General features: G+C 64.7%; 19 protein-coding genes, 4 tRNA genes and 2 other RNA genes. 11 read left to right on the top strand and 14 right to left on the bottom strand.

The genetic code is table 11. The features are described from left to right. Nucleotides 1-155: 155 nt before the first annotated feature. Nucleotides 156-1,289: an HPP family protein gene (locus J9885_RS15930; RefSeq protein WP_210550016.1), complete on the bottom strand. Its 1,134-nt coding sequence runs from the start codon at nt 1,287-1,289 to the stop codon at nt 156-158. A 285-nt stretch (nt 1,290-1,574) separates the two neighbouring features. After that, complete coding sequence (gene metE, locus J9885_RS15925) at nt 1,575-3,839, bottom strand: 5-methyltetrahydropteroyltriglutamate--homocysteine S-methyltransferase (protein WP_210550015.1); 2,265 nt, start codon at nt 3,837-3,839, stop codon at nt 1,575-1,577. 161 nt (nt 3,840-4,000) lie between these two features. Between metE and J9885_RS15920 the strand changes: the two genes are divergently transcribed. Then, entirely contained in the window at nt 4,001-4,948 is a 948-nt protein-coding gene (locus J9885_RS15920) for a LysR substrate-binding domain-containing protein (RefSeq protein WP_043760063.1), read from the top strand. Between the two features lie 58 nt (nt 4,949-5,006). Here J9885_RS15920 and J9885_RS15915 read toward each other — a convergent pair whose 3' ends face one another. The 3 genes from J9885_RS15915 to J9885_RS15905 form a co-directional block, all read right to left on the bottom strand. Further along, a complete protein-coding gene (locus J9885_RS15915) occupies nt 5,007-5,771 on the bottom strand; it encodes a siderophore ferric iron reductase (protein WP_210550080.1) in 765 nt (254 codons plus the stop codon). An 83-nt stretch (nt 5,772-5,854) separates the two neighbouring features. Next, complete coding sequence (locus J9885_RS15910; protein ID WP_210550014.1) at nt 5,855-7,996, bottom strand: TonB-dependent siderophore receptor; 2,142 nt, start codon at nt 7,994-7,996, stop codon at nt 5,855-5,857. Nucleotides 7,997-8,257: 261 nt separating this feature from the next. Further along, the gene (locus J9885_RS15905; protein WP_210550013.1) at nt 8,258-9,175 is read right to left on the bottom strand and encodes a helix-turn-helix domain-containing protein; all 918 of its coding nucleotides are present in this window, start codon (nt 9,173-9,175) and stop codon (nt 8,258-8,260) included. 214 nt (nt 9,176-9,389) lie between these two features. On the opposite strand from J9885_RS15905, the gene J9885_RS15900 reads away from it, so the two are divergent. Further along, complete coding sequence (locus tag J9885_RS15900) at nt 9,390-10,130, top strand: SDR family oxidoreductase (RefSeq protein ID WP_134695061.1); 741 nt, start codon at nt 9,390-9,392, stop codon at nt 10,128-10,130. A gap of 69 nt (nt 10,131-10,199) precedes the next feature. On the opposite strand, the gene J9885_RS15895 is transcribed toward J9885_RS15900, so the two are convergent. Continuing rightward, entirely contained in the window at nt 10,200-11,099 is a 900-nt protein-coding gene (locus tag J9885_RS15895; RefSeq protein ID WP_210550012.1) for a LysR family transcriptional regulator, read from the bottom strand. Between the two features lie 100 nt (nt 11,100-11,199). Between J9885_RS15895 and J9885_RS15890 the strand changes: the two genes are divergently transcribed. From J9885_RS15890 to J9885_RS15880, 3 genes are all read left to right on the top strand, one after another. Continuing rightward, nucleotides 11,200-11,838 (top strand): NAD(P)-dependent oxidoreductase, encoded by a 639-nt coding sequence (locus tag J9885_RS15890; RefSeq protein WP_210550011.1) that lies wholly within the window; start codon nt 11,200-11,202, stop codon nt 11,836-11,838. A 414-nt stretch (nt 11,839-12,252) separates the two neighbouring features. Continuing rightward, a complete protein-coding gene (locus tag J9885_RS15885) occupies nt 12,253-13,308 on the top strand; it encodes an isopenicillin N synthase family oxygenase (RefSeq protein ID WP_210550010.1) in 1,056 nt (351 codons plus the stop codon). 96 nt (nt 13,309-13,404) lie between these two features. Continuing rightward, on the top strand, nt 13,405-14,568 hold the full coding sequence (locus tag J9885_RS15880; protein WP_210550009.1) for a PLP-dependent aspartate aminotransferase family protein: 1,164 nt from the start codon (nt 13,405-13,407) through the stop codon (nt 14,566-14,568). A gap of 117 nt (nt 14,569-14,685) precedes the next feature. Here J9885_RS15880 and folD read toward each other — a convergent pair whose 3' ends face one another. After that, on the bottom strand, nt 14,686-15,543 hold the full coding sequence (gene folD, locus J9885_RS15875) for a bifunctional methylenetetrahydrofolate dehydrogenase/methenyltetrahydrofolate cyclohydrolase FolD (protein ID WP_043760043.1): 858 nt from the start codon (nt 15,541-15,543) through the stop codon (nt 14,686-14,688). A 202-nt stretch (nt 15,544-15,745) separates the two neighbouring features. On the opposite strand from folD, the gene J9885_RS15870 reads away from it, so the two are divergent. From J9885_RS15870 to katG, 4 genes are all read left to right on the top strand, one after another. Beyond that, a tRNA-Pro gene (locus J9885_RS15870) sits at nt 15,746-15,822 on the top strand. 37 nt (nt 15,823-15,859) lie between these two features. Continuing rightward, nucleotides 15,860-15,936 (top strand) — tRNA-Arg (locus J9885_RS15865). Nucleotides 15,937-15,985: 49 nt separating this feature from the next. Continuing rightward, nucleotides 15,986-16,061 (top strand) — tRNA-His (locus tag J9885_RS15860). A 614-nt stretch (nt 16,062-16,675) separates the two neighbouring features. Beyond that, entirely contained in the window at nt 16,676-18,850 is a 2,175-nt protein-coding gene (gene katG, locus J9885_RS15855; protein WP_210550008.1) for a catalase/peroxidase HPI, read from the top strand. A 114-nt stretch (nt 18,851-18,964) separates the two neighbouring features. On the opposite strand, the gene J9885_RS15850 is transcribed toward katG, so the two are convergent. Together J9885_RS15850 and J9885_RS15845 are read right to left on the bottom strand one after the other, a co-directional pair. Then, entirely contained in the window at nt 18,965-19,729 is a 765-nt protein-coding gene (locus J9885_RS15850; protein ID WP_210550007.1) for a DeoR/GlpR family DNA-binding transcription regulator, read from the bottom strand. A gap of 42 nt (nt 19,730-19,771) precedes the next feature. Further along, nucleotides 19,772-20,581 (bottom strand): HAD family hydrolase, encoded by an 810-nt coding sequence (locus J9885_RS15845; protein WP_210550006.1) that lies wholly within the window; start codon nt 20,579-20,581, stop codon nt 19,772-19,774. 267 nt (nt 20,582-20,848) lie between these two features. On the opposite strand from J9885_RS15845, the gene J9885_RS15840 reads away from it, so the two are divergent. Then, nucleotides 20,849-21,364, top strand: coding sequence for a phosphoribosyltransferase family protein (locus J9885_RS15840; protein WP_210550005.1), 516 nt, complete (start codon nt 20,849-20,851; stop codon nt 21,362-21,364). Between the two features lie 60 nt (nt 21,365-21,424). Here the strand turns inward: J9885_RS15840 and J9885_RS15835 are convergent. The 4 genes from J9885_RS15835 to J9885_RS15820 form a co-directional block, all read right to left on the bottom strand. Beyond that, a non-coding RNA gene (locus J9885_RS15835) (RtT sRNA) lies at nt 21,425-21,553 on the bottom strand. A 209-nt stretch (nt 21,554-21,762) separates the two neighbouring features. Beyond that, nucleotides 21,763-21,892: non-coding RNA, RtT sRNA (locus tag J9885_RS15830), on the bottom strand. A 54-nt stretch (nt 21,893-21,946) separates the two neighbouring features. After that, nucleotides 21,947-22,034, bottom strand: a tRNA-Ser gene (locus J9885_RS15825). A gap of 146 nt (nt 22,035-22,180) precedes the next feature. Then, nucleotides 22,181-22,636: a YbjN domain-containing protein gene (locus tag J9885_RS15820; protein ID WP_197068463.1), complete on the bottom strand. Its 456-nt coding sequence runs from the start codon at nt 22,634-22,636 to the stop codon at nt 22,181-22,183. 157 nt (nt 22,637-22,793) lie between these two features. Between J9885_RS15820 and J9885_RS15815 the strand changes: the two genes are divergently transcribed. After that, nucleotides 22,794-24,131: a flavohemoglobin expression-modulating QEGLA motif protein gene (locus J9885_RS15815; RefSeq protein ID WP_210550004.1), complete on the top strand. Its 1,338-nt coding sequence runs from the start codon at nt 22,794-22,796 to the stop codon at nt 24,129-24,131. A gap of 68 nt (nt 24,132-24,199) precedes the next feature. Here the strand turns inward: J9885_RS15815 and J9885_RS15810 are convergent, their stop codons facing one another. Beyond that, a complete protein-coding gene (locus J9885_RS15810) occupies nt 24,200-24,781 on the bottom strand; it encodes a thymidine kinase (RefSeq protein WP_043760026.1) in 582 nt (193 codons plus the stop codon). Between the last annotated feature and the right edge of the window lie 19 nt (nt 24,782-24,800).

Genomic DNA, 24,800 nt, shown 5'->3' with positions numbered 1-24,800 from the left:
ATAGAGAGAGGGAGTGCCAGGCACTCCCTCTCTTTTTATTCCTCGCGTGTCAGACCTCCCGTGCACGCCGGGCGACCAGGGCTGCGCACCGCCATTGCAAAGACAGGTGCAGCCCCGGAACCGTAATGACAAGGGCCCCTCGCGGGGCCCCTTTCTTATGGATTGTCGGCACCTGGCTCCCGTTCTCGGGCCAGCCCGGGTTGCAGGGCCAGGGTGAAGAGGGCTGCCACCATGTCGGACTGGGTGATGATCCCCACCAGCTGGTCCCCCTCCACCACCGGCATGTGGTGCAGTCCGCCGTCGGAGAAGGCCTCCACCAGATCGTAGAGCGGCTGGTAGCGCCGCGCCGTCTGCACCTCCCGGGTCATCAGATCCGCCACCGTCAGCCCCTCGAGATCCGCTTGGGATCTAGGTTGCCGCTCCGCCCGGTCGATCATCAGGTCGTGCAGGGTAATGATGCCAAGCAACCTGCCCTCCTCGTCCGCCACCGGCAACGCCTTGATCTGATGCCGGGAGAGCAGATGCCAGGCCGCCATGGCCGAGGCTGCCGGCGCCGTGACGACGAGATCCCGCGACATCACATCCTGGCAGCGCACCGTGCCTACCCGCCCCCGCAGGGCGTGCAACTGGGCCTCCTGCAGCAGCTCCTGCAGATCCTGGCGGTTGATGTCGAGCAGCTCCCCGTGTTTCTCCAGCGCAAAATCGATGTCCATGGCCTGGGTCGCGAGGCGCTCGCTCGGCTGGGGATCGGCGGTCTGGTGCCGGTTGGGCGCCACCTTGCCGGTATGGGGGTAGCGTCGTCCCAGCAGCCGGTTGTAGAAGAGGCCCATGGCCAGCAGCAACGAGGAGTTGAGCAACACCGGCAGCAGCACATAGCCCACCCCCAGCGCCCGGATCCCCTCGCCACCGATGACGGCGGTCAGGGCCACCGCCCCGCCTGGGGGATGCAGGCTGCGTGTGAGGAACATGGCGGCGATGGCCAGCATCACCGCCAGGGCCGAGGCGATCGTCAGATCCGGCACCAGACTGGCGCTCAACACCCCCATCAGCGCCGAGACGCCGTTGCCCACCAGGATGGACCAGGGCTGGGCCAGGGGGCTCGCCGGGGCGGCAAACAGCAGCACGGCGGAGGCCCCCATGGGGGCGATCAGCCAGTGCACCTCGAGCCCCAGCCCCCAGCGGCACAACAAGGCTGTCCCCAGCAAACCGACCAGGGCGCCGAGGGCCCCATAACAACTCTCTTTGACGCTGGTATTGGTCGATACCGGCAAGAAATCCCTGAACTGCATCCTGCTCCCGCTGTCGATAACATTTATTTCAAATGCGCAATTCTAGCCAATTCCCCCCGCCGAGCACCAGCGTCCCCGTCGCCCGGGTGCCCGAAACCGGTACGAACCCTCTCCCCTTGTCGCAATCTGGTGATCGAGCCTCCCAATGCCATCGGCTGCCGCAGGCCTGGCGCAGGGGCTCCGTCAGCACACAAGACACGCAAAAAGAGGGAAGGCTCTCGCCTTCCCTCTCTCGTCATGTTGTCTGTTCCGTGCCCCGGTGCTTCACCGGGCCGGTCAGGACCGTCAGGCCAGCTCGGCACGCAGTGCCCGGGTCGCGTCGACCATCACCTTGAGGGCAGCGGTGGTCTCTTCCCAGCCGCGGGTCTTGAGGCCGCAGTCAGGGTTGACCCAGAGCCGGTCCGCCGGGATCTGCTTGGCGGCCTTGCGGATCAGATCCTCAATCCAGCCCTGGCTCGGCACGTTCGGGGAGTGGATGTCGTAGACCCCCGGTCCGATCTCGTTGGGGTAGTTGAAGCGCTCGAACGCCTCGAGCAACTGCATCTGGCTGCGGCTGGTCTCTATGGTGATGACGTCCGCGTCGAGTGCCGCCACCGCCTCGATGATGAGGTTGAAGTCGCTGTAGCACATGTGGGTGTGGATCTGGGTGCTGTCCACCACAGGGCTCGCGCTCAGGCGGAAGGCCCGCACCGCCCAGTCCAGGTACGCCTGGTGATCCTGCTTGCGCAGGGGCAGCCCCTCACGGATGGCCGGCTCGTCGATCTGGATGATCTTGATGCCGGCGGCTTCCAGATCCGCCACCTCGTCGCGAATGGCCAGGCCAATCTGCAGGGCGGACTGTTCGCGGCTCACGTCTTCCCGCGGGAAGGACCAGCAGAGGATGGTCACGGGACCGGTCAGCATCCCCTTCACCGGCTTCTCGGTCAGGCTCTGGGCAAACTGGGTCCACGCCAGCGTCATGGGGGTCGGACGGTCGATGTCACGGGTGATCACCGGCGGCTTGACGCAGCGCGAGCCATAGCTCTGTACCCAGCCGAAGCGGGTGATGGCAAAGCCGTCCAGCAGCTCGCCGAAATACTCCACCATGTCGTTGCGCTCGGCTTCACCGTGCACCAGCACGTCCAGCCCGATGGCCTCCTGACGTTCGATGGCATCCTTGATCTGGGCCTGGATGCCCGCCTCGTAGGCGCCATTGTCGATGCGACCGGCACGCCACTCCTGGCGCAGCCCCCGGATCGCGGCGGTCTGCGGGAAGGAGCCGATGGTGGTGGTGGGCAGGAGCGGCAGCTTGAGATCCGCGCGCTGGGCCTCGGCACGCACCGGGTAGACGCTCTGGCGGCTGAAGTCGCTGTTGGTGAGGCTGGCCAGGCGCGACTGCACCGCCTTCTTGTGCACCCGGCTGTCGGATTCCCGATCCACGATGGGCTGGCTGTAGGCCGCAATCTTGTCCAGATCCCCGCCATCCAGGTAGTCCGCCAGCAGTCCCAGCTCATAGCACTTCTGCAGGGCGAAGGCGAACCAGCTGCGGGTCTGGGGATCCAGCTCGTGCTCCAGGGTGAGATCCACCGGGCTGTGCAGCAGGGAGCAGGAGGAAGCCACCCAGAGGCGCTCGCCAAGCTTCTCTTTCAGTGCCTTGAGGGTCGGGGCCAGCCTGGCCAGGTTGGCGCGCCAGACGTTGCGGCCGTTGATGACGCCAGCCGAGAGCACCCACTGGGCAGGCAGGTGCGGAACGAGCGTCTCGAGCTGATCGGGGGCCGCCACCAGATCCAGGTGCAGGCCGTCCACCTTCAGGCTGGTGATGATGTCGCGCTGATGGGCCACAGAGCCGAAGTAGGTGGTGAGCAGCAGCTTGCAGGGGCCGGCGAGGCGCTCATACGCCTTGAGGTAGGCCAGACGCCACTCGTCCGGCAGGTCCAGCGCCAGGGCCGGCTCGTCGATCTGTACCCACTCCACGCCCTGAGCGGCCAGTTTCGCCAGAATTTCCTGGTAGACGATGAGCAGGCGCTCCAGCAGCTCGAGACGGGAGAAGCCGCTCTCTTTTTCCTTGCCGAGCCAGAGGTAGGAGACGGGGCCGAGCAGCACCGCCTTGACCGGCAGCCCCAGGGCCTTGGCCTCTTCCACCTCGTCAAACAGCTGGCTCCAGCCCAGCTTGAAGCGCTGATCGCGGCTGAACTCGGGCACCAGGTAGTGGTAGTTGGTGTTGAACCACTTGGTCATCTCGGCGGCGGCGGCGGCGGGGCCGGTCGGCGCACGGCCACGGGCCACCCGGAACAGGGTGTCGAGATCGGTGTCGCCGTGGCGGTGACGGGCAGGCACCGCGTCTACCAGCAGGCTGGTACCCAGCACCTGATCGTACCAGGCGAAGTCGCCCACCGGCAGCAGGTTGACCCCGGCGGTGCGCTGGGCCTGCCAGTGACGCTCACGCAGGCTCTTGCCCACGGCAACGAGTTCGGCCTGGGTGGTCTCGCCACGCCAGTAGGATTCGAGGGCAAATTTCAGCTCGCGCTTGGCGCCGATGCGGGGGAAGCCCAGGGTGTGTGCTCGTGTCATAGGTCCAATTCCTTATGCTCATTCATCTGATGGGAAACTGGATGATTTAGCCATCCAGATGTTTACACATCCAGAATGACGAGATAAGGTGGCCTTGGCTATTGAATCCTCTTCAACTGGCTCTCAAGAATTTCTCAACTGACGCACAAAGGAGCAGTGCCATGGGTGTGCCCAACCAGTCCAACAACCCTGCAAGCAGCAATCCGGGCATCGATCTCAAACACCTGAAGACCATCAGCGCCCTCGCCGAGCAGGGGTCGCTGGCCGGGGCCGCGCTCACCCTCAACCTCACCCAGTCCGCCCTCTCCCATCAGCTCAAGGAGCTGGAGACCCGTCTCAACCTGGAGCTGTTTCTTCGAAAAAGCCGCCCCCTGGTGCTGACGGCGGCGGGGCAGCATCTGCTGGCCTTGGCCCGCCAGGTGCTGCCCGCCCTGGCGCTGACCGAGCGCCAGTTGCAGGCCCTGCACAGCGGCGACGCGGGCAGGCTGCACCTGGCGCTCGATTGCCACAGCTGCATCCAGTGGCTGCTGCCGCTGTTGCCGGATTTTCGCCGCCAGTGGCCCGGGGTGGATCTGGAGGTGGAGTCGGTGCCGGGCTTTGACGCCATCAGCGCCCTGCTCGGCGGCCAGCTCGATCTGCTGCTCACCTCCGACGTGCAGGCCCGCGGGGATCTGCACTTCGAGCCCCTGTTCGCCTTCGATCTCACCCTGGTGATGGCACCGGATCACCCCCTCTGCCAGCGGCGCACCATAGCGCCGGAGGATCTTCGCCAGGAGGTGTTGCTGGTCTACCCGGTGGAGCGCGCCCGCATGGACGTGTTCAGCCGCTTCCTGCAGCCGGCCGGGGTGGAGCCCGCCCGCTGCAAGCCGGTGGACAACACCTCGGTCATGCTGCAGATGGCCGCCGCCGGCCTCGGGGTCGCCGCCCTGCCCCGCTGGGCCAGCGACGAGTTCGTGCGCCAGGGGCTGCTCGAGGCGCGCCCGCTCGGAGAGGGCGTGCGCCGCCATATGTATGGCGCGGTGCGGGCCGCCGATCGGGATCAGGCCTGCCTGCAGAGCCTGTTCGAGCGCATTCGCACCCGGATGGGAAGCGCGCCGCAGGAGGCATGAAAAAAGCCGCCCAGGGCGGCTCTCATACCCATAATTCCCCGGGATCCGCTCCCGGACATCACCCCCCTGAACAGCTCACGGCCCCCTGCCGCCTCGGGCAGTTGCCGCAGAGATCCCCGTCCCGGCGCTTGTAGTGCAGGCAGCAGCGCTGGCGCACATAGCCCGGGATGCCATCCAGGGGCAAGGCGGCCGGGCGCCAGCCCGCCAGATGCTCGTGAGGCAGGCCACAGGCGGCGAGCCAGAGTGGCGCGTGGGCCGCGACCTCCTCCCGGCTCACCTCCCCGAAGAACTCGGGCACCCGCACCAGGGCCGCCAGCAGATCGTCGGCCAGGAGCGGGCGCACGAAGCCGGGCCGCAGCCGCTGCCCCTCCCCGACGAGCGCGAGCAGTCCCTGCCAGTGGGCCTGCAGCCGCTCCCCCGCCACCGCGATCAGGGTCTCCACCTCCCCCTTGATCATGGGCTCCAGGGGCAGGCAGAAGCCGGACACCAGCCCCGCCTCATACCCCTGCCCCAGCCTGTCCAGCGCGGGCACAGCCTTGTGCCGGTAGACAGCCACCATGGCAAGATAGATGGATTGCCAGCAGAGCATGCCCCAGCTGCGGGTCAGCCAGTAGGCCGGGCCCGCCTCCGGGTGTGCCTGCCGCCAGTGCTCATGCAGGGCCACCGCCACCTCGCCGGGGGTGTTGCACGCGGGCGCCGTCAGCAGCGGGGGCTGACTGCCCGCCACCCGCCCTTGCCCCTTGAGGGAGGGGATCAGCGCAGCCGCGGCCGCAAACAGGGCGTCGTGCTCCGCCGCCCGGGAATGTTCGCCATGCAGCGCCAGCGCGCCGAGGCCGCGCGGCCGGGCGCTGTCGCGGCCATCGCCGCCGAAGGGTGAATGCCCCGGGCGCGGCCCGGGGCGCAGGGTCAGAATGCGTATTTGAGTCGCGCCTCCACGCTTCGCTCGGCCCCGAACCAGCAGTTGTTCTGGTCATAGCAGGAGTAGTAGGTCTTGTTGAACAGGTTGCTGGCGCTGAGTGACACCCCCACTCCCTTCAGGCTCGCGCTGAGGGCGGCCAGATCATAGGAGGCGGACATGTCCATCAGGAGGTAGTCCGGCACCTTGCCCGTGTTGGCGGCATCGATCTCGGCCTCCCCCACGTAGCGCAGGCCGGTGCCCACCCGCATCCCCTCAAGGCTGCCCCCCAGCTGGTAGTTGCTCCACAGCGACGCCATCTGCCTTGGCACCCAGACCGGGGTCTTGCCCTGCAGACTGGTGGTGTCCCGGGTGATCTCCATGTCCATCAGGGTGTAGCTGGCGGTCAGGTCCAGCCTGCTGGTGAGATCGGCGCGCCCCTCCAGCTCGATGCCCCGGGAGACGGTCTCCCCGGTCTGCAGCTTGGGCCCGTAGACGTTGTCCGGATCCGTCACCAGGGCGTTCTCCTTGGTGATGTGGAAGGCGGAGAGCGTGGCCATCTTGCTCATGTCCTCGGAGAGGAACTTGAGCCCCCCCTCCCACTGCTGACCGGTGGCCGGCTTGAACGCCTTGCCGTCCTTGTCTGCCCCCGGCACCGGCTCGAAGCTCTCGGCATAGCTCACGTAGGGCGAGAGGCCGTTATCCAGCTCGTAGAGCGCCCCCAGGCGGAAGGAGAGGTTGTCCTGATCGATCTGGGCCAGGGACTGGCTGGCCGCCCCCTGATAGAGGGTCCGGCTGTCGGTGTCCATCCGGTAGCGGTCGTAGCGGGCACCGCCGATGGCCACCAGCCGGTCGAGGCGCACCTGATCCTGCAGATAGACGCCGCTCTGGGACTGGCGGATCACCTTCTTATCCTGATAGTTGAAGGTGAGCGCTCCCGGCACTATCTGGCTGTGATCCGGGTTGAAGATGTCGATGGCGGGCGCAGAGTAGTCGAGCGTATCCCGGTAGAGCACGTGGGCATCTAGGTACTGGTAGTCGACCCCGAGCAGCAGGTTGTGCTGGGCCGCGCCGGTCTGCACCTTGCCTGCCAGCTGGTTGTCGATGACGAAACCGCGGGAGTCCTCATCGGTGAGATAGGCGTTGCGGGCCAGGGTGCGGTTGTCCGCCCCCAGGGCCGCGTTGTAGGTGTTGCGCTGATAGGCGGACGCATCCATGTAACGGGCATTCTGCAGCACCTGCCAGCTCGCGTTGAAGTCGTGGCTCAGCTTGTAGCCGACCAGGGTCACCTCACGGTTGTACTCGTTCCAGTTCTCGTCCCCGAGGAAGGTATCGCTGCCGAGCTGCCCCAGGGGATTGCTCTTGACCGAGCCGCTGGCGGGCACAGTGGTGTAGATGCCCGCTTCAGGGTCCTTCTGGTAGTAGAGGTTGAGGTTCAACAGGGTCTGCTCGCCGAGCTGCCAGTCCAGGGAGGGCGCAAAGACGTAGCGCTCCTCTTCGGAGGTCACCGCCTGCCCCTCCTTCTGGCGAGCCAGCCCCACCACCCGGTAGGCAAGCCTGTCGTTGATGGCCCCCGTGCTGTCCAGGGTCATCTCCTTGAGATTGCCGGTGCCGCTCGCCAGGCTCACGCTGTGGCTGGCCTCCCGCTGGGGGCGCTTGGCGATGAGGTTGACCATGCCGCCCGGCGGCATGCTGCCATAGAGCACCGAGGTCGGCCCCTTGAACACCTCCAGCTGCTCGATGGCCACCGGATCTATCTGGGGTTGCAGGTTCCACTCGTTGTACTGCAGCAGCAGGCCGTCATAGAAGTTCTGGTAGTTGTCAAAGCCGCGGATGTTGAACAGATCCAGCCGGTTCACGGCCCCGCCGCGCAGCTCGGTATTGACCCCGGGCACGTAGCGCAGCGCCTCGCTCACCGAACTCACGCCCCGCTGCTCCAGGGTCTCGCCGTCCACCACCGAGATCGCCTGGGGTGTCTCGACGGGGTCGAGCCGGGTCTTGGTCGCGGTATTGCGATAGGTCTGACCGAGCACGGTCAGGGTCTCGTCGGTGCGCGCCGCTTCCTGACTCGCGGGGGCGGCCAGCACGGCACCGGACAACAGGGTGGAGATGGTCGCGGCGACCACGGTCAATGGGGGGTGAACAAGTTGCATCTGATCCTCGACTGCCAACTGCATGTGAATAGTAACAAATATCATTTGCATTTTATTGTTCTATTTCGCCCCGGAATTAACAATTTGGGGCATGTTGGCGGGAAACGCAGAGAGATCAGGAGGAAGTCAGTCTCAAATGACAAGACTCATTGGCAACGAACGGCGCTGGTGAGTTCAAATGGCTATCGGTCTCGGCACCAGCACGCCTTGGATTCGGGGGAGCAGACTGATGACGCCGGCAGGAGAGGCACAAACAGGCGCTCAAGCTCCCCCGCAAGGGGCGACGGGCAGCCAGTACTCCATGCGGGCATCCACCTGGCGGCCATCGAACCCCGGGGCGTAGCGCTCCAGCTCGAAGCCGTCCAGGCCCCGGTAACCGGAAGTGGGCAGCCAGTTCAGGATGAACCAGGTGAGGGTCCGAGCCAGCTCGTCGATGGGCCCCACATGGGTGATGACCGCGTACTCCTGGGGCGGCACCCGCAGTCGTGCAAGGCCTGCGGGCATCACCTCCTCCTCCCCCGCCGGAACCCCGGCCCAGTAGGGCAGCAACGCCTCGCCCGCCGCCGACACATCCACCACCCCCAGCAGCTCGCCGGACAAACTCAGGCCGCCCGCCTCGCGCAGGGCGCGCCAGATGGCGGGCACCGTCTGCTGAAAGTCCGGCGACGGAGCAAACAGCCCCCGGATCGTCCCCCTCACCCCGTGCAGCACAAAACCCGGGCGGCTCTCCACCCGCACCTGGACCCATTTCGGGTTAAGGGTCGGCGCTGTCTGGGCCCGGGCCAGCGGCAGGGAGAGCCCCAGCCGCAGCCCCCGCTTGCGATAGGCCAGCGGCGAGCAGCCGAACTGCTGCTTGAAGGCGCGGCTGAAGCTCACCTCGGAGCCAAAACCATGGCTGAGCGCCAGATCCAGCACCCGCTGCCGGGTCGAGAGCAGGGCCTCTGCCGCCTGGCTCAGCCTGAGCGCGCGCACGTAGTGGGCCACCGTCTGGCCGGTCTCATGCAGGAACACCCGCTGCAACTGCCAGCGGGACCAGCAGCTCTGCTCCGCCAGCTGTTCCAGGGAGAGCGACTGATCCAGGTTGGCGTGGATGTAGTCCAGCACCCGCTCGATGCGGGTGAAGTGGGCATGGGTCTCCGGTGCCGGGCCAGGAGATGGGAGAGAAAGTGTCGGTGTCATGATGCGTGCGGATCACAGCCTGCCGGGATGAGAGCGCCCATTAAACATGGCCACCCTGCCCGCGGCAAGGGGGAGCCGGCGATGGATAAAGGGGCGCGGCTCACGCCAACCTGTCACAAAAGTGACGCCTTCTCCTGCCACAGTGGATACGGACAAGGTTATCAATTGCCCGTGCAGGGCATCCTTTCGTCGCGACATGCCAGGGAGAGCCAGGATGAAGAAAATTGCCGTGATCACCGGAGCCCGTGGCGGCATCGGCACCGCCATCACCACCGCCCTGCTGGAACAGGGGTATCGCATCGTCGCCACCCACTCCAGCACCAGCACGGCGGCGGCGCGGGAGTGGTTCGACGACCAGGGGCATCATCCGGATAGGGTGCGGCTGCTGGCGCTGGACGTGGCCGACACCGCCATGTGCCGCGAGACCCTGGGCCGACTGCTGCAGGAGGAGGGACGGGTCGACGTGCTGGTGAACAACGCCGGCATCACTCGGGATGGCGCCTTCAAGCGGATGACGCCGGATCAGTGGTTCGAGGTGATCCACACCAACCTGTGCAGCCTCTACAACGTGACCCAGCCGCTGTTCGACGCCATGTGCGAGCAGCGCGATGCCCGCATCATCAACATCTCCTCGGTCAATGGCCAGAAGGGGCAGTTCGGTCAGGTCAACTACTCGGCGGCCAAGGCGGGCATGCTGGGCTTCACCAAGGCGCTGGCGGCGGAGGGGGCCCGCTTCGGGGTCACGGTCAACGCCATTGCCCCCGGCTACACCGCCACCCCCATGGTGGCGGCGATCCGCACCGACGTGCTCGACAGCATCAAGGCCGATATCCCCATGCGCCGTCTGGCCAAGCCGGAGGAGATCGCCGCTGCCGTGGCCTTCCTCGCCAGCGAAGCGGGGGCCTATATCACGGGGGAAACCCTGGCCATCAACGGCGGCCTCTACATGAAATAAGCCCGCGCGAGGCGTCGGGGGCGGCCGGGGGAACCCGGCCGCCCCTTTTCATTGCCCCGCCCTGACCGCTCACTGGGCGCGGCTCTGGCCGTGCTCGGCGAAGTGGCTGCGCAGGGCGCTGATCACCCGGCGCACCTTCTCCGGGATCTCCCGCTGGGGCGTGATGGCGTGGATCTCCATGGCGGGCGCCTGAAAGCCCGGCAACAGCGCCAGCAGGCGGCCCGAGGCGAGATCCTCCTCGATCTCCCCCTCGGGTTGCAGCGAGATCCCCTGCCCCGCCAAGGTGAACTGGCGCAGGGGCAACACGTTGTTGCACTGCACCCTGGGCTTGGGTCTGAGCCGGTGGGGTTGCCCCTTGTCGTCCAGCAGGAGCAGGCTCCCGCCCAGCATGTCCGAGGCCAGCCAGTCGTGGGTCAGCAGATCCGCCGGCGTGCGCGGCGTGCCCTTGCGCGCCAGATAGGCGGGCGAGGCGCACAGCAGCATCCGGGTCTGACCCAGTCTGCGGGCCACCAGGGTGGAATCTTCGAGTGTCCCGACCCGTAGCGCCACGTCGATGCGCTCCTTGATGAGATCCCGCTTGCCGTCGTCGGCGATGATCTGGATGCACAGGCCCGGGTGCGCCTGCAGCAGCGGCGAGAGCGCCCGCGCCAGCGGCTGCCCCGCCATCCCCACGGGCGCGGTGATCCGCACCTCCCCGAGCAGGCTGTCACGCACCTCCGAGAGGCGCAGCTCGGTCTGGTTCAGGGTCTGGCGCAGGGACTGGCACCCCTGCCACACCACCTCCCCCGCCTCGGTCAGGCTGAGGCGGCGGGTGGAGCGGTGCAGCAGGGGCAGGCCGAGCAGCCCCTCGAGCTGGCCGATGTGCTGGCTGACGGCGGACGGGGTCATGCCGAGGGCCTTGGCAGCGCCGGTCATGCTGCCCGCCTCCACCACGGCGGCGAAGATGGCGTAACGTCTGAGCTGATCCATTATGAAGCCCTGCTTACAAGTGAATGCAATTTACAGTGGATTATTAAATCACATCCGGGGGCGTAGGATAGCCTCATTCCAACAGTGAAGGAGAATCCCCATGAAAATTGCCCTGATCGGTGCCAGCGGTTTTGTCGGTTCCACCATCCTCCAGGAGGCCGTCAGCCGCGGCCACCACGTCACCGCCATCGTGCGCGACGTCAGCAAGATTGCCCCCCACCCGCAGGTCACCGCCGTGGCGGTGGACGCCCAGGACAGCCAGGCCCTGGCCGGGATCATCGAGGGACACGATCGGGTGATCAGCGCCTACAACCCGGGCTGGACAGTGCCAGACATCTACGACCAGTACCTCAAGGGCGCCAGCGCCATCGTGGCTGCCGCCGTCGCGGCCAAACGCTGGCTGCTGGTGGTCGGCGGTGCCGGCAGCCTGGAGATCGCCCCCGGCGTGCAGCTGGTGGATACCCCGGACTTCCCGGCCGAGTGGAAACAGGGGGCCCTGGCGGCTCGCGACGGCCTCACCGCCCTGCGCCGTGAAGCCGCCCTCGACTGGCGCTTCGTCTCCCCGCCCGTGTTCCTAGAACCCGGCGAGAAGCGCGGCGGCTACCGGCTCGGCGCCGATCAGGTGCTGTTTGACGGGGACAAACCCGCCGGCATCACGGTCGGGGATCTGGCGGACGGCGTGCTGAACGAGGCGGAAAAGCCGGCCCACCTGCGCCAGCGCTTTACCCTGGGATATTGAGCCGCCTGCGGCAAGGCGACGGGGACCGCCGCCAATCAGGGGCCTGTCCCCGCCATGAGAAAGAGGGAGGCCTGGGCCTCCCTCTTTGCGTGCTGTCGCTCGATCATCCGGCCGCCCTTGTCCCCTTGCCATCTTGCCGCCCGGGCCCCCTTCCCTGACCCCGCCTTCGAGAAGCTCCCGCCAGACGGCCGACTGCTTCGGTCAGTGCATTCGGCCAGTTCATTCGGCCAAGATGGGCCCGGGCCGCGTTCTGGCCGCCACCCCGAATGGGCATCGAATTCTATTTCGAATTTTGTATATAACTAAGAATAATTTATTGCTTCATACTTATAACACCGAACAGTAGCATCACCCTCAACCCATATGGCGCCCCTGTGCTGACAGGTCACGCCCCCGGAACATGAGGAGATGCCCATGACATACCCATCGCTGCCGATCATCGATCTCGCCGCCCTCCAGGGCGCCCCCGACGCGCGCCGCCAGATGCTGGCCAGGCTCGGCAAGGCGGCCCGCGAGGTGGGCTTCTTCTATCTGGTGGGCCACGGTCTGAGTGAATCGGCGCAGCGGGAGACCCTGGCGCTCGCGGCCCGCTTCTTCGCCCTGCCTGCGCAGGAGAAGCTGGCGGTGCAGATGGTGCACTCCCCCCACTTTCGCGGCTACAACCAGGTGGGGGCCGAGCTCACCCGGGCGCGGCCGGATCTGCGGGAGCAGTTCGACATCATGAACGAAGAGGCGGCCCTCGACGCCGCCACCCTGACCCAGCCCTGGCAGCGGCTCACCGGCCCCAACCAGTGGCCCGCCGCCCTGCCCGGGATGAAGGCGCAGTTGCTGGCGTGGCAGGAGAAGCTGAGCGACATCAGTCTCACCCTGCTGGCCGCCTTCGCCGAGGTGCTGGCGCAGCCGGCCGGGGTGTTCGACGAGAGCATCCGCGGTGCCCCCTACCAGCACATGAAGCTCATTCACTACCCGGGGCGTGAGGCGGGTGGTAGCGGTCAGGGGGTCGGCGCCCACAAGGATCCCGGCTACCTGACCCTGGTGATGCAGGACGAACACTCCGGGCTCGAAGTGGAGACGGCGAACGGCTGGATCCCGGCGCCGCCCGTGCCGGGGGCCCTGGTGGTCAACATCGGCGAGCTGCTGGAGCTGGCGTCCGACGGCTACCTCAAGGCCACCCTGCACCGGGTGGTGAGCCCGCCGCCCGGGGTATCGCGCCTCTCCTGCGCCTTCTTCATGGCGGCCAGGCTCGATGCCACCGTGCCGCTGCTGTCGCTCTCCCCCGAGCTGGCGGCACTGGCCGAAGGACCCCAGAGCGATCCCGCCAACCCGCTCTTCTATCAGGTGGGGGAGAACGTGCTCAAGGGGAGGCTGCGCTCCCACCCGGATGTGGCGGCCCGCCACTATGGCGCCCCGATGGCGCAGGGCCGTGAACGGACGGCAGGCAGCGTGCGGGCCGAACCCGAGCCCGCCTGAATTTGCCATATTGATGACAGGGCGGGACGCCGCGGCGCCCCGCCAATCCATGACACAAGCAGTTGGGCCACGGCCTGGCAATGACGGAGTAACACGATGAAATTCAAGACCATGAGCGTGCACAGCGGCCAGCGGATCGATCCCCAGACCGGCGCCCTCACCACCCCGCTCTACCAGAGCAGCACCTTCAGCTACTTCAATGCCCAGACGGGCAAGGAGCGCTTCGCCGGTCAGGCCCCCGGTTTCATCTACAGCCGCTTTGGCAACCCCACCACCGCCGAGCTGGAGCAGAAGCTGGCGGCGCTGGAGGGGGCCGACGAGGCCCTGGTGGTGGCAAGCGGCATGGCGGCGGTGAGCGCCATCATGTACGCCCTGGCCGACAGCGGTGATGAAGTGGCCTACATCGGCCCCCTCTACGGCGGCACCGATGCGTTTCTCAAGCAGACCTTCAGCCGTGCCGGCATCAAGATCACCGCCTACGAGAGCGATCAGGATCTGCTGGCCAACATCCGTTCTGGCACCAAGGTGGTACTGTTCGAAACCCTGACCAACCCCACCCTCAAGGTGGTGGATCCGAGAGTGGTGGTGGAGGCGGCCCGCAAGGTGGGCGCCATCACGGTGTGTGACAACACCTTCCTCACCCCCTACCTGTTGCGTCCCCTGGAGCTCGGGGTCGATCTGGTGATGCACAGCGGCACCAAGTACCTGGGCGGCCACGGCGACATCATCGCCGGGGTGGTGGCCGGCTCTCATGCGCTGATGAAGTCGGTGCGCACCGTGGCCCTCAAGCACATCGGCTCCCCCATAGGCCCGCAGGAGGCCTACCTGCTGCAGCGTGGGGTCAAGACCTTGCCCCTGCGCATGGATGCCCACCTGCACAACGCCCAGAAGGTGGCCGACTTCCTGGCCGCCCACCCGGCGGTGAAGAAGGTCATCTACCCTGGGCTTGTGAACCATCCTGGCCACGACGCCCTCGGCGCCTTCGCCAGCGGTTTTGGCGGCATGGTGAGCATCGAGCTGGAGGGGGGCTTTGCGCGCTGCGCCACCCTGCTCGACAACCTGCAGCTGTTCGTGCAGGCGGTGAGCCTGGGGGATCTCGAGAGCCTGGCCTGCCATCCGGCCAGCACCACCCACGCCGCCATGGACGAGGCGAGCCGCCTCGCCGCCGGGGTCAATGACGATCTCATCCGCTTCAGCATCGGAGTGGAGGATGCGGACGATCTGATCGCCGACCTGGCCGCCGCCCTGGCCCTGATCTGACCCCAGTCGCCACGCTCAAAAGGCGCCGCGCAATAAAAAAGGGAAGGCCAGGCCTTCCCTTTCTCTTGTCTGCTTGGCTATGTCGCCGACCCTGTTCACCCAGGCCGACACACTGGCTCAGGCGTCGTGATAGTCCTGGCAGGCGCTCAGGGTATTCTCCATCAGGCTGGCCACCGTCATGGGCCCCACGCCCCCCGGCACCGGGGTGATGAAGGCGGCGTGATTGCGCGCCGTTTCATACTCCACGTCCCCCACCAGGGAGCCGTCCGCCAGGCGGTTGATGCCCACGTCGATCACCAGGGCGCCCGGTTTGACCCACTCCCCCGGAATGAAGTTGGGCTTGCCCACCGCCACCACCAGCAGATCGGCCCGGCGCACCTGGGTCTCCAGATCCTGGGTGAAACGGTGACAGGTCGTGGTGGTGCAGCCCGCCAGCAGCAGCTCCAGCGTCATCGGGCGTCCCACTATGTTGGAGGCCCCGACCACCACCGCATGCAGACCGTGGGTCTTGACGCCGGTGGTCTCGATCAGGGTCATGATCCCCTTGGGGGTGCAGGGGCGCAGCGCCGGGATGCGCTGGGCCAGGCGACCCACGTTGTAGGGGTGGAAGCCATCCACGTCCTTGTCGGGACGGATCCGCTCCAGCACCTGGGTAGTGTCGCAGTGGGCCGGCAGGGGGAGCTGCACCAGGATGCCATCCACTTCCGGATCCCCGTTGAGCTGATCGATCAGCGCCAGCAACTCCTCCTGAGTGGCCGTGGCACTCAGGTCATAGGAGCGGGAGACAAAGCCCACCTCTTCACAGGCACGACGCTTGCTGCCCACATAGACCTGGGACGCCGGATCCAGCCCCACCAGGATCACCGCCAGACCCGGTGCCCGCTTCCCCTGAGCCAACCGCTGTTGGACTTGCGCTGCGACCTGATTGCGAATCGTTTGCGCAACCTGTTTTCCATCAATGATTTTGGCAGACATCGTTCTTCACTCACCATGTGTTCAACTGCGCGCATTGTCGCATTTTTTTGGCGCGGGTGTTAGCAGCTCTCGCCTGACGGGCAATAAGTAGGCACTTGAATTTACTGGCGGAAAAAGTCGTTGACGCTGACTTTGGCGCTTGGGTATGATGCCCGCCCGTTGCCCAGTCGTACCGTCCCCGGTATGCTGGACGGTGAATTTTCGGTGATTAGCGCAGCCCGGTAGCGCATCTGGTTTGGGACCAGAGGGTCAAAGGTTCGAATCCTTTATCACCGACCAGGTTCATCGGGAAGTCCTCCGGATTTCTTGATACAACGCGCCCTTAGCTCAGTCGGATAGAGCAACGGCCTTCTAAGCCGTGGGTCGCAGGTTCGAATCCTGCAGGGCGCGCCATCAATGTCGCGGCGTTATAATAAGCGCACATTGACGGCAGATTTCAGTGGTGGCTGTAGCTCAGTTGGTAGAGTCCCGGATTGTGATTCCGGTTGTCGTGGGTTCGAGCCCCATCAGCCACCCCATTATTCCCCCAGGTTGCCCACAACCTGATGATGCGACACTGCTGTGTCGCCTTGACCGGCCCAGTGCCGGTCTTTTTGTTTTTACACTCTTCTCGCTTTCTCCTTTCTCTCTTTCCACCGATTTGAACTCTTAGCGCTCTTCTCTCTCACTCCCTGGCGGCACCTCCAGGAAACGCGGCCGGCCTGTCTTGGCCCCCTTCCCCACATGTATCCATTATCCCTCTACGCTTTATACCGTCGTCAGGCCGGGTGATGCGGCTCGAGTGCCTGGGTCACAGAAATGGACGAAAGCACCAGCCAGAGCCCGTGATACCGGCATGCCATGACACAGCGCAAATTTCGGGGCTGGCGCCCATGATATAGATAAATAAATCAATAATATCCCAGACCCCGCCGAAACAGGGTCACGGCAGATCGCCAAACTCGATGGCCGTGATTCATCTTTTCGTAATCCATCCCCATCAAAATCAATCAATTATTTGAAAAACAAGGAGTAATTAAAAGATTGCCCGCCGTGGCGAGAGGAAAACCGCCTCATGGTGCCTCACCGCGCGGTAGAAATGTTTCCATACTAAGTTGTCAGCAATGTACATGCCCTCCAAGGAGAGACCGAGATGAGTGAAGAAAGCAAATGCCCCTTCAACCACACCGCCGGCGTCGGCAGAACCAATCGTGATTGGTGGCCGAACCAGTTGCGGCTGGATCTGCTGCACCAGCATTCCACCAGCTCCGACCCCATGGGCAAGGATTTCGACTACGCCAAGGCCTTCGCGAGCCTCGACTACAAGGCCCTCAAGAAAGACCTGGTCCAACTGATGACAGATTCCCAGGAGTGGTGGCCGGCGGACTTCGGTCACTACGGCCCCCAGTTTATCCGCATGACTTGGCACGCCGCGGGCACCTATCGCACCACAGACGGCCGTGGTGGTGGCGGTCGCGGTCAGCAGCGCTTCGCTCCGCTCAACAGCTGGCCGGACAACGTCAACATCGACAAGTCGCGCCGCCTGCTCTGGCCCATCAAGCAGAAATACGGCAACAAGATCTCCTGGGCCGATCTCTTGATCCTCGCCGGCAACGTCGCCCTGGAGAGCATGGGATTCCGCACCTTCGGGTTCGGCGGTGGTCGCCAGGACGTGTGGGAGCCGGATCAGGACGTGAACTGGGGGGATGAAATCGCCTGGCTCGGGGTCGACCCGGATCGGGTCAAGGGGGACCGCGAGCTCACCGCCCCCTTCGGCGCCACCCACATGGGCCTCATCTATGTGAACCCGGAAGGCCCCAATGCCAGCGGCGACTACATGGAGGCGGCCAAGGACATCCGCTCCACCTTCGGTCGCATGGCAATGAACGATGAAGAGACGGTGGCCCTCATCGCCGGCGGTCACACCTTCGGCAAGGCCCACGGCGCCGCGCCGGAATCCCACAAGGGGCCCGAGCCGGAGGCAGCCCCCCTGGAGGCCCAGGGCCTCGGCTGGATGAGCAATTACGGCAGCGGCCACGGCAAGGACACCGTATCCAGCGGCCTCGAGGTGACCTGGACCAAGACCCCGGCCCTGTGGAGCAACAACTTCTTCGAGAACCTGTTCAAGTACGAATGGGAGCTGACCAAGTCGCCGGCCGGCGCCAAGCAATGGGTGGCCAAGGATGCGCCCGAGATCATTCCCGATGCGCACATCCCCGGCAAGTTCCACAAGCCGACCATGCTCACCACCGACCTGACCCTGCGCTTTGACCCCGAGTTCGGCAAGATCTCCCGCCACTTCTACGAGGATCCGCAGGCCTTCGCCGATGCCTTCGCCCGGGCCTGGTTCAAGCTGACCCACCGCGACATGGGCCCCATCGCCCGCTACCTGGGGCCGGAAGTGCCCAAAGAGGAGCTGATCTGGCAAGACCCCATCCCCGCCGTCAATCATCCCCTGATCGATGACAAGGACGTGGCCGTGCTCAAGGAGAAGATCCTGGCGGCCTCCCTGTCGGTAGCCGAGCTGGTGTCGACCGCCTGGGCCTCTGCCTCCACCTTCCGCGGCTCCGACAAGCGTGGCGGCGCCAACGGTGCCCGCATCCGCCTCGCCCCGCAAAAGGACTGGGCCGTCAACCAGCCGGCCCAGCTCGCCAAGGTGCTGCAGGCCCTCGACGGGATCCAGCAAGCCTTCAACGCCTCCGCCACCGGTGGCAAGCGGGTATCCCTCGCCGACCTCATCGTGCTGGCGGGCGGCGTGGGGGTCGAGCAGGCCGCCAAGCTGGCCGGTGTCGCCGTGACGGTGCCCTTCGCCCCCGGCCGGATGGATGCCTCACAGGCCCAGACGGATGTCGACTCCTTCGCCGTGCTCGAACCCCTCGCCGACGGGTTCCGCAACTACGCGGGCGAGTGCGCGGGCTTCGCGGAGGCCATGCTGATCGACAAGGCGCAGCTACTCACCCTGAGCGCGCCGGAGATGACGGTACTGGTGGGTGGCATGCGGGTGCTCGGCACCAACGCGGGCAACTGCCACGGGGTCTTTACCGCCACCCCGGGCACCCTCTCCAACGACTTCTTCGTCAACTTGCTCGACATGGGCACGGAGTGGAAGCCAGCGGCGGGCAGCCCGGGTGTCTATGAAGGCAGTGATCGCCAGAGCGGCAAGGTCAAGTGGACCGGCTCCCGGGTCGATCTGGTGTTCGGATCCAACTCCCAGCTGCGCGCCCTGGCCGAGGTGTACGCCAGTACGGATGCCAAGGAGAAGTTCGTGAAGGACTTTGTGGCGGCCTGGACCAAGGTGATGAACCTGGATCGCTTCGACCTCGCCTGAAGACGCTGACAGGCGCCCCGTTCCCGACGCCCCGGGAACGGGGCGTTTTTTATGGGCCGCTTCCAGCCCCTGCCTCTCCCCGCTCTTCTCGCGGCGGCACGGCCGGGCCCGGCGTCAGCCGGCGGTAATGACGGTGCAGCCCTCCCTTTCGAGAGCCTTGAGCAGGGCGGGATCCTGCCGGGTGCAGATCAGGTAGTCGAGATCCGCGGCGTGCAGGAAGGGATAGGAGGCCAGAGACTCCAGCTTGTCGTCATTGCACAGCACCGCCAGCGAACCGCAACGCTCCGCGACCCGGCGCTTGAACTCGCTGTCCTGGTAATGCACGGCGCTGAAGCCAAGATCCGAGGACCAGGCACAGACCCCCAGGAAGCCGAGGTCGAAGCGGAACTTGTTGATGGTCTCGGCCGCCGTGATGTCGACGGCCCCGCCGACCAGCGGATCCTGCTCGCCACCGAGGAGGATGGTCCTGATGCCGGGTCTCTCCAGCAGCCGGCAGGCGATGGCCGGGCTGTTGGTCACCACCGTCAGGCTCTGGTGCTCCGGCATGAGGGAGGCCAGCAGCAGGTGGGTGCTGCTGGCATCCAGGAAGATCAGCTGGTTCGGCTTGACCAGGCTCAGGGCGGCCACGGCCAGCGCCTGCTTCTGTGCCACATGCTGGGTACTGCGCTCGGTCAGGGTCCCCGTCTGGGGCGACAGGGAGATGGCGCCACCGTGGATGCGCTTGCAGCGCCCCTCATCGGCCAGATAGCGCAGATCCCGCCTGATGGTCGCCTCCGTGGTGCCCAGCGGCTCCGCCAGCTCCGCCGCCATCACCTTATGGTGCGCGGCCAGCAGATCCAGAATGAGGAGCCGTCGCTCCTCCGGTGAATACTTGTCCATGATGTTCCCTTGTAATGGCCGGGCGATCATCGCCAGGCCGTCTCACGCCCCCTGCCGCTGCAGTGCGAGCAGTTGCAAGATGGTGTGCATGACGGCGTCTTCATCGTTCGAGCGGGTGATGAAATTGGCGGCGTCCTTGGTCTCGTCGTGGCCATTGCGCATGGCGAAGCTGAAGTCGGCGCACTCCATCAGCTCGATGTCATTGAGCCCGTCGCCAAAGACCAGGGTCTCATGGCGACCGGCGCCGACCAGCTGCTGCAACCTGGCCACCGTTGTCCCCTTGTGCACGCCGGCATTGGCGATGTCTATCCACTGCTTGTCGGACGCCACTATGTAGGCCTCGTCATCAAACTCGTCAAGCTGGCCCCGCAGATCCAGGCAGCGGCCCTGCTCGTCATAGACGGTGATCTTCACAAAGTCCGCGGTAATGTCGCCAAAATCGGCGACCGTCTGCACCTGGGTGTAGGAGCGGCGCACCAGGGCTTTCAGATGATCCGGCACCTCCTCCCGGATCGCCGCGCAGGCCGCCGTGCAGGCGATGACGATATGCTCGCCCGGCAGACGCTCCAACCGACGGATGATGGCCTGGCCCAGGGCGTTGCCCAGCAGTGACTGATAGACGTAGCGCCCCTGGTGCTTGATGCGGGTGGCACTGTCTCCCAGGATCCAGAAATTCGCGCTCTGCGCCCCCAGCAGCTCCTCGACCCGGTCGACCTGTTTTCCCGTGCAGGGCGCAAAATGTATCCCCTGCTGTGCCATGGCGGCCACCACCTCGGCGAACAGGGCTCGGTTGTAATCCCCCCTGCTATTGAGGAAGGTGCCGTCCATGTCCGTGATGATGAGTTTGATCATGCTGTTACCTCGGATGTATCCATTCTGACCGCGGTCATCATATCGCCACAATGAACACACACAAACAAAAACAAGATCATTTATGTTCATATTTGAACGATATGATCATAGCATGACCTCCTCGCTCGGAGGATCCCAGGCACAGCCCCCTCTTTCGATTGTCATTCAAGGAGACCCCATGTTGTCCACACTCTCCAGCCGGCGGCCCCGGCGCAACCTACTGACACCGCAGACGGCCCCTCTTTCAGCACTCTGTCAGGAGGGATCATGAGATACCCTGTTTTCGGCGACGTGGTATTGAAAACCGAGGACATTGCGCTCGGCGTCGAGGTCATCGCCAAGCGGCTCAACGAGCGATTCACGGAGGCGGTGGTGATCACCGTGGTGCCGGGCGGCATGCTCTTTACCGCCGATGTCGTCAGGGCGCTGCGCTTTGATGTCGCCATGGACTATATCTCCTGCCCCCACACTCCGGGGGAGCGCCATAATGCCTCCCCCATCGTCTTTCACGACAATGTCGGCATCCGGGGCAGAGACGTCATCCTGATGGACGACGCCATCGAATCGGGCGGCACCATGAAGCGGCTGGTCGCACATCTGCAGGCGTTCGCGCCACGCTCGCTGTCCATCGCGACCCTGTTTGTCAAACCGGGGCGCGTGGCGATCCCCGCCGAGCAGTTTTATGCCTACGAAATGACGAGCGATGACCTGCTGGTGGGCTACGGCCTGCCCTGGGAGCACAAGTACCGGAATATCCCCTATGTCTCCAGACTGAGGCGATAACGAGAGCAACGGGCAAGGCGGCGGAAAGGCTGAGAGCAAAAGACCCTTCAGGGTAAAGCCTGGCGGTGAGGGAGGAATGATTCACCACTGCGTGACTCACTCCTTCGGGGCGGCCCCCGGCCGTTCATCGCAGCCAGCTACTCTGCACGAACCCGGCGAGGGTTCTCACCCTCCCGAAGTTCTGAGCGAGATGCGAAAAGGGCCCACCTGAGTGGACCCTTCTGAAGTGAGCTTCCCAGACAGGATTGACTCGCCCCTCCCTGGCGTTTGCCCCGTGGGCGACCTCTGGCTGCACAGGCGGGCTATCCTGCCCGCCTGTCGAACAGGGTTCGAACCGAGCCACTCATCATCGGATAAAGCAAAAGGCCCCGTCTTGCGACGGGGCCTTTTGCTTTATTTGGCAGTGAGGGAGGGATAATTCCGCCACTGCGTGACTCACCCCTTCTGGGCGGCCTCTGGCCGTTCATCACAGCAAGTTGCTCTGCTCGAGCCCGGCGAGGGTTCTCACCCTCCCTCTTCGAGATGAGCTGATGATTCTTCCCCAAAGCAAAAAACCGACCATCAGGTCGGTTTTTTGCAATTTGGCGGTGAGGGAGGGATTCGAACCCTCGATACGTTGCCGTATACACACTTTCCAGGCGTGCTCCTTCAGCCACTCGGACACCTCACCAAATTTTGGTCTGTGGTTTAACGTGCTCAGCCAACACGGTGTTCGTTGCGCGGTTGCGCTGGAACGGGGCGTAATGTAGGGGAAAGCCCCGCCGCCGTCAACGGCTTTTTGGCCGCAGCGAACCGTTCGCACATAAAACGCACAAATCAGTGCACGGACTCCGGCGCAACCTGGATTTCCGGCAGGTTCAGGAAGCCCAGACGCTCGCATTCGGCCACCACTTCGTGAGTGGCAGACGTGGTGCTCTCCACGAACAGCAGGAACTGCTCGACACTGAGCCCCGCCCGGGTAAAGACGGTGTGACCGACGATGAGGCGCGGCAGGTTGTCGTCGATGATGTCGAGGAACACCTTGAGAGAGGGATACTGCATGTTGAGACGCCCCAGCTCGGCCATCAGCGGCAGCAGGGATGAGGGGCGCACTTCCAGCTCGGATGAAAACAGCAGCCCTTCCTCTTCGACGAAGATCCGGCTCTCCTGAATGCCCTCGACGGACTGCAGGGAGACCATGTGGATGCCGTGGCACTGATCGCACACATAGTGCTCGATCCGGGCCTGCTGCAACCAACGCATTATCATTTCAGAGCTGGGGATATTCATCATTTCCACGACGCTATAGGGATCAAGGGGCGCAGTCTAAACCAATTTTCAGACAACCAAAAGCACACAGGCCGGATCAGCCGCGGTCCCGCTTCTTTTTGACAATCCCTGTGCCTATACTCAGCCATTCTCGTAGCCCCCCGCCTCCATGGAAGGCCAGATGACCATCCAAGAAAAGTATCGCCTGCACCTGAAATCCCTCTCGGATGAACTGCTCGCCCTGCAAAAGCCCATCCGCATCCTGGATGCGATCAAATGGCCCCGCCACCTGCAGAACGACTTTCTCGCCAAGGGTGGGAGGGAGCTGCCCGCCATCGACGCAGACTTCTATCACGCCCTCCCCCTGGGATTCGATCCTCGCAACAAATATCTGGAGCTCAAGGAGCTGAGGGACAGGATCCGCCGGCGCCTCGGGCCCCAGGACGATCTGGGGCGGATCCTGCAAGAGACGGTGGATCAATACATGGTGGTGATCGAGATGCTGCGCCAGCGCGGGCAACCGGATTTCCAGCGCTACAGCCAGCGGCTCTACGGCTCCGCCAGCGATCACCTGCGCGGGGATCGCAAGACCCTGAAAGAGCTGGGTGCGCGGCTGTGCGACATCTTCTCCCTGCCCGGTGCCCGTCATCTGGTGCGCCCCTACCCCAAGGAGTTCGAGGGGGACGCCGCGGTGGCGAGGCTGCAGGGCAAACTGTCGAGTTACTTCAGCGACGGCACCGTGCAGGTGAAACTCAGCGATGGCATCGTCTCCGATGCCGCCGCCGGGGGGGATTACATCAAGCTCAACTCCCACGCCCGCTTCTCGGAGCTCGATCTGCAGGTGCTGGAGGTGCACGAGGGCTGGGTCCACGTGGGCACCACCTTGAACGGTCGTCAGCAATCCTACGCCACTTGGCTCGGCGCCGGCTCGCCGCGCATCACCGCCTGCCAGGAGGGGCTCGCCGTGCTCATCGAGACCCTCACCTTCAGCTCCTTCCCGGACAGGGCCAAGCGCATCTCGGATCGGGTCATGGCCATCGATATGGCGGAGCGCGGCGCCGACTTCATCGAGGTGTTCCGCCATTTTGTGGACAAGGGGGCCAGCGAACACGATGCCTACAAGATCACCCAACGGGTCTTTCGCGGTGGCATGGTGGCCGGCGGTGCCTGCTTCACCAAGGATCTCTCCTATGTGAAGGGCTATGTGGAGACGGTCAACTTCATCCGCAGCGCCGTGCTGGAGGGGGTGCCCGAGATCCTGCCCATGCTGTTCGTCGGCAAGGTGACCCTGGACGACATCCCGGTGCTCTACCAGCACTATCTGGAGGGGCTCATCGATGCTCCCCGCTACCTGCCCCCCATGTTCCGGGATCTCACCGGCCTCTACGTCTGGTTCGGCTTCGCCTCCGGCATGTCCCTGGTGGACATAGGCCGGGTGCAGCAGCATTTTCGCCAGCTGTTCCACCGCCTGCCGGTGGCCGATCCCATCATCGCCCCCGTCGATATCGAGATCGACTGAACCGTCAGAAACAAGAAAGGCGCCATATTGGCGCCTTTCTTGTTCACGTTGCACGCATCAGCCACGGGTTACTTGAAAGCCCGCCCCTCCAGATAGTGCTTGCGGCAGAGCGACACATAGCGATCGTTGCCGCCGATCTCCACCTGCTCGCCATCACGCATCACCTGCCCTGCTTCATTGACGCGAGAGTTCATGTGGGCCTTGTTGCCGCACCAGCAGATGCTTTTCAGCTCCTCGAACTTGTCGGCCAGGCAGAGCAGGTGGTAGGAGCCGGGGAAGAGTTCGCCACGAAAATCGGTCTTGAGGCCGTAGGCGATCACCGGGATGTCCTGCTCATCGACGATGCGAGCGAGCTGATAGACCTGTTCACGGGTCAGGAACTGAGCCTCGTCCACGATGAAGACATCAATGTGACGCTCGGCGTGACGCGCCTTGACCATCTCGAACAGATCGCAGGTGTCGCTGAAGACTTCCACCCTCAGCTCCAGCCCTACCCTGGCACTGATGACCCCGAGCCCGAAACGATCGTCGATGGCCGGGGTCATGGCCAGCGGAACCATGCCGCGCTCCAGATAGTTAAAATGAGCCTGGATGAGCTGGGTCGATTTGCCTGAATTCATGGTGGCAAATTTGTAGTGCAGTGAAGCCATGATGGAGTTCCGAAAGGGG

It is taken from the genome of Aeromonas sp. SrichE-2G (assembly GCF_017939565.1).
Taxonomy (GTDB): domain Bacteria; phylum Pseudomonadota; class Gammaproteobacteria; order Enterobacterales; family Aeromonadaceae; genus Aeromonas; species Aeromonas taiwanensis.
Note: the sequence above shows the minus strand (reverse complement) of the source record. Positions and strands in the feature narration are given on the sequence as shown.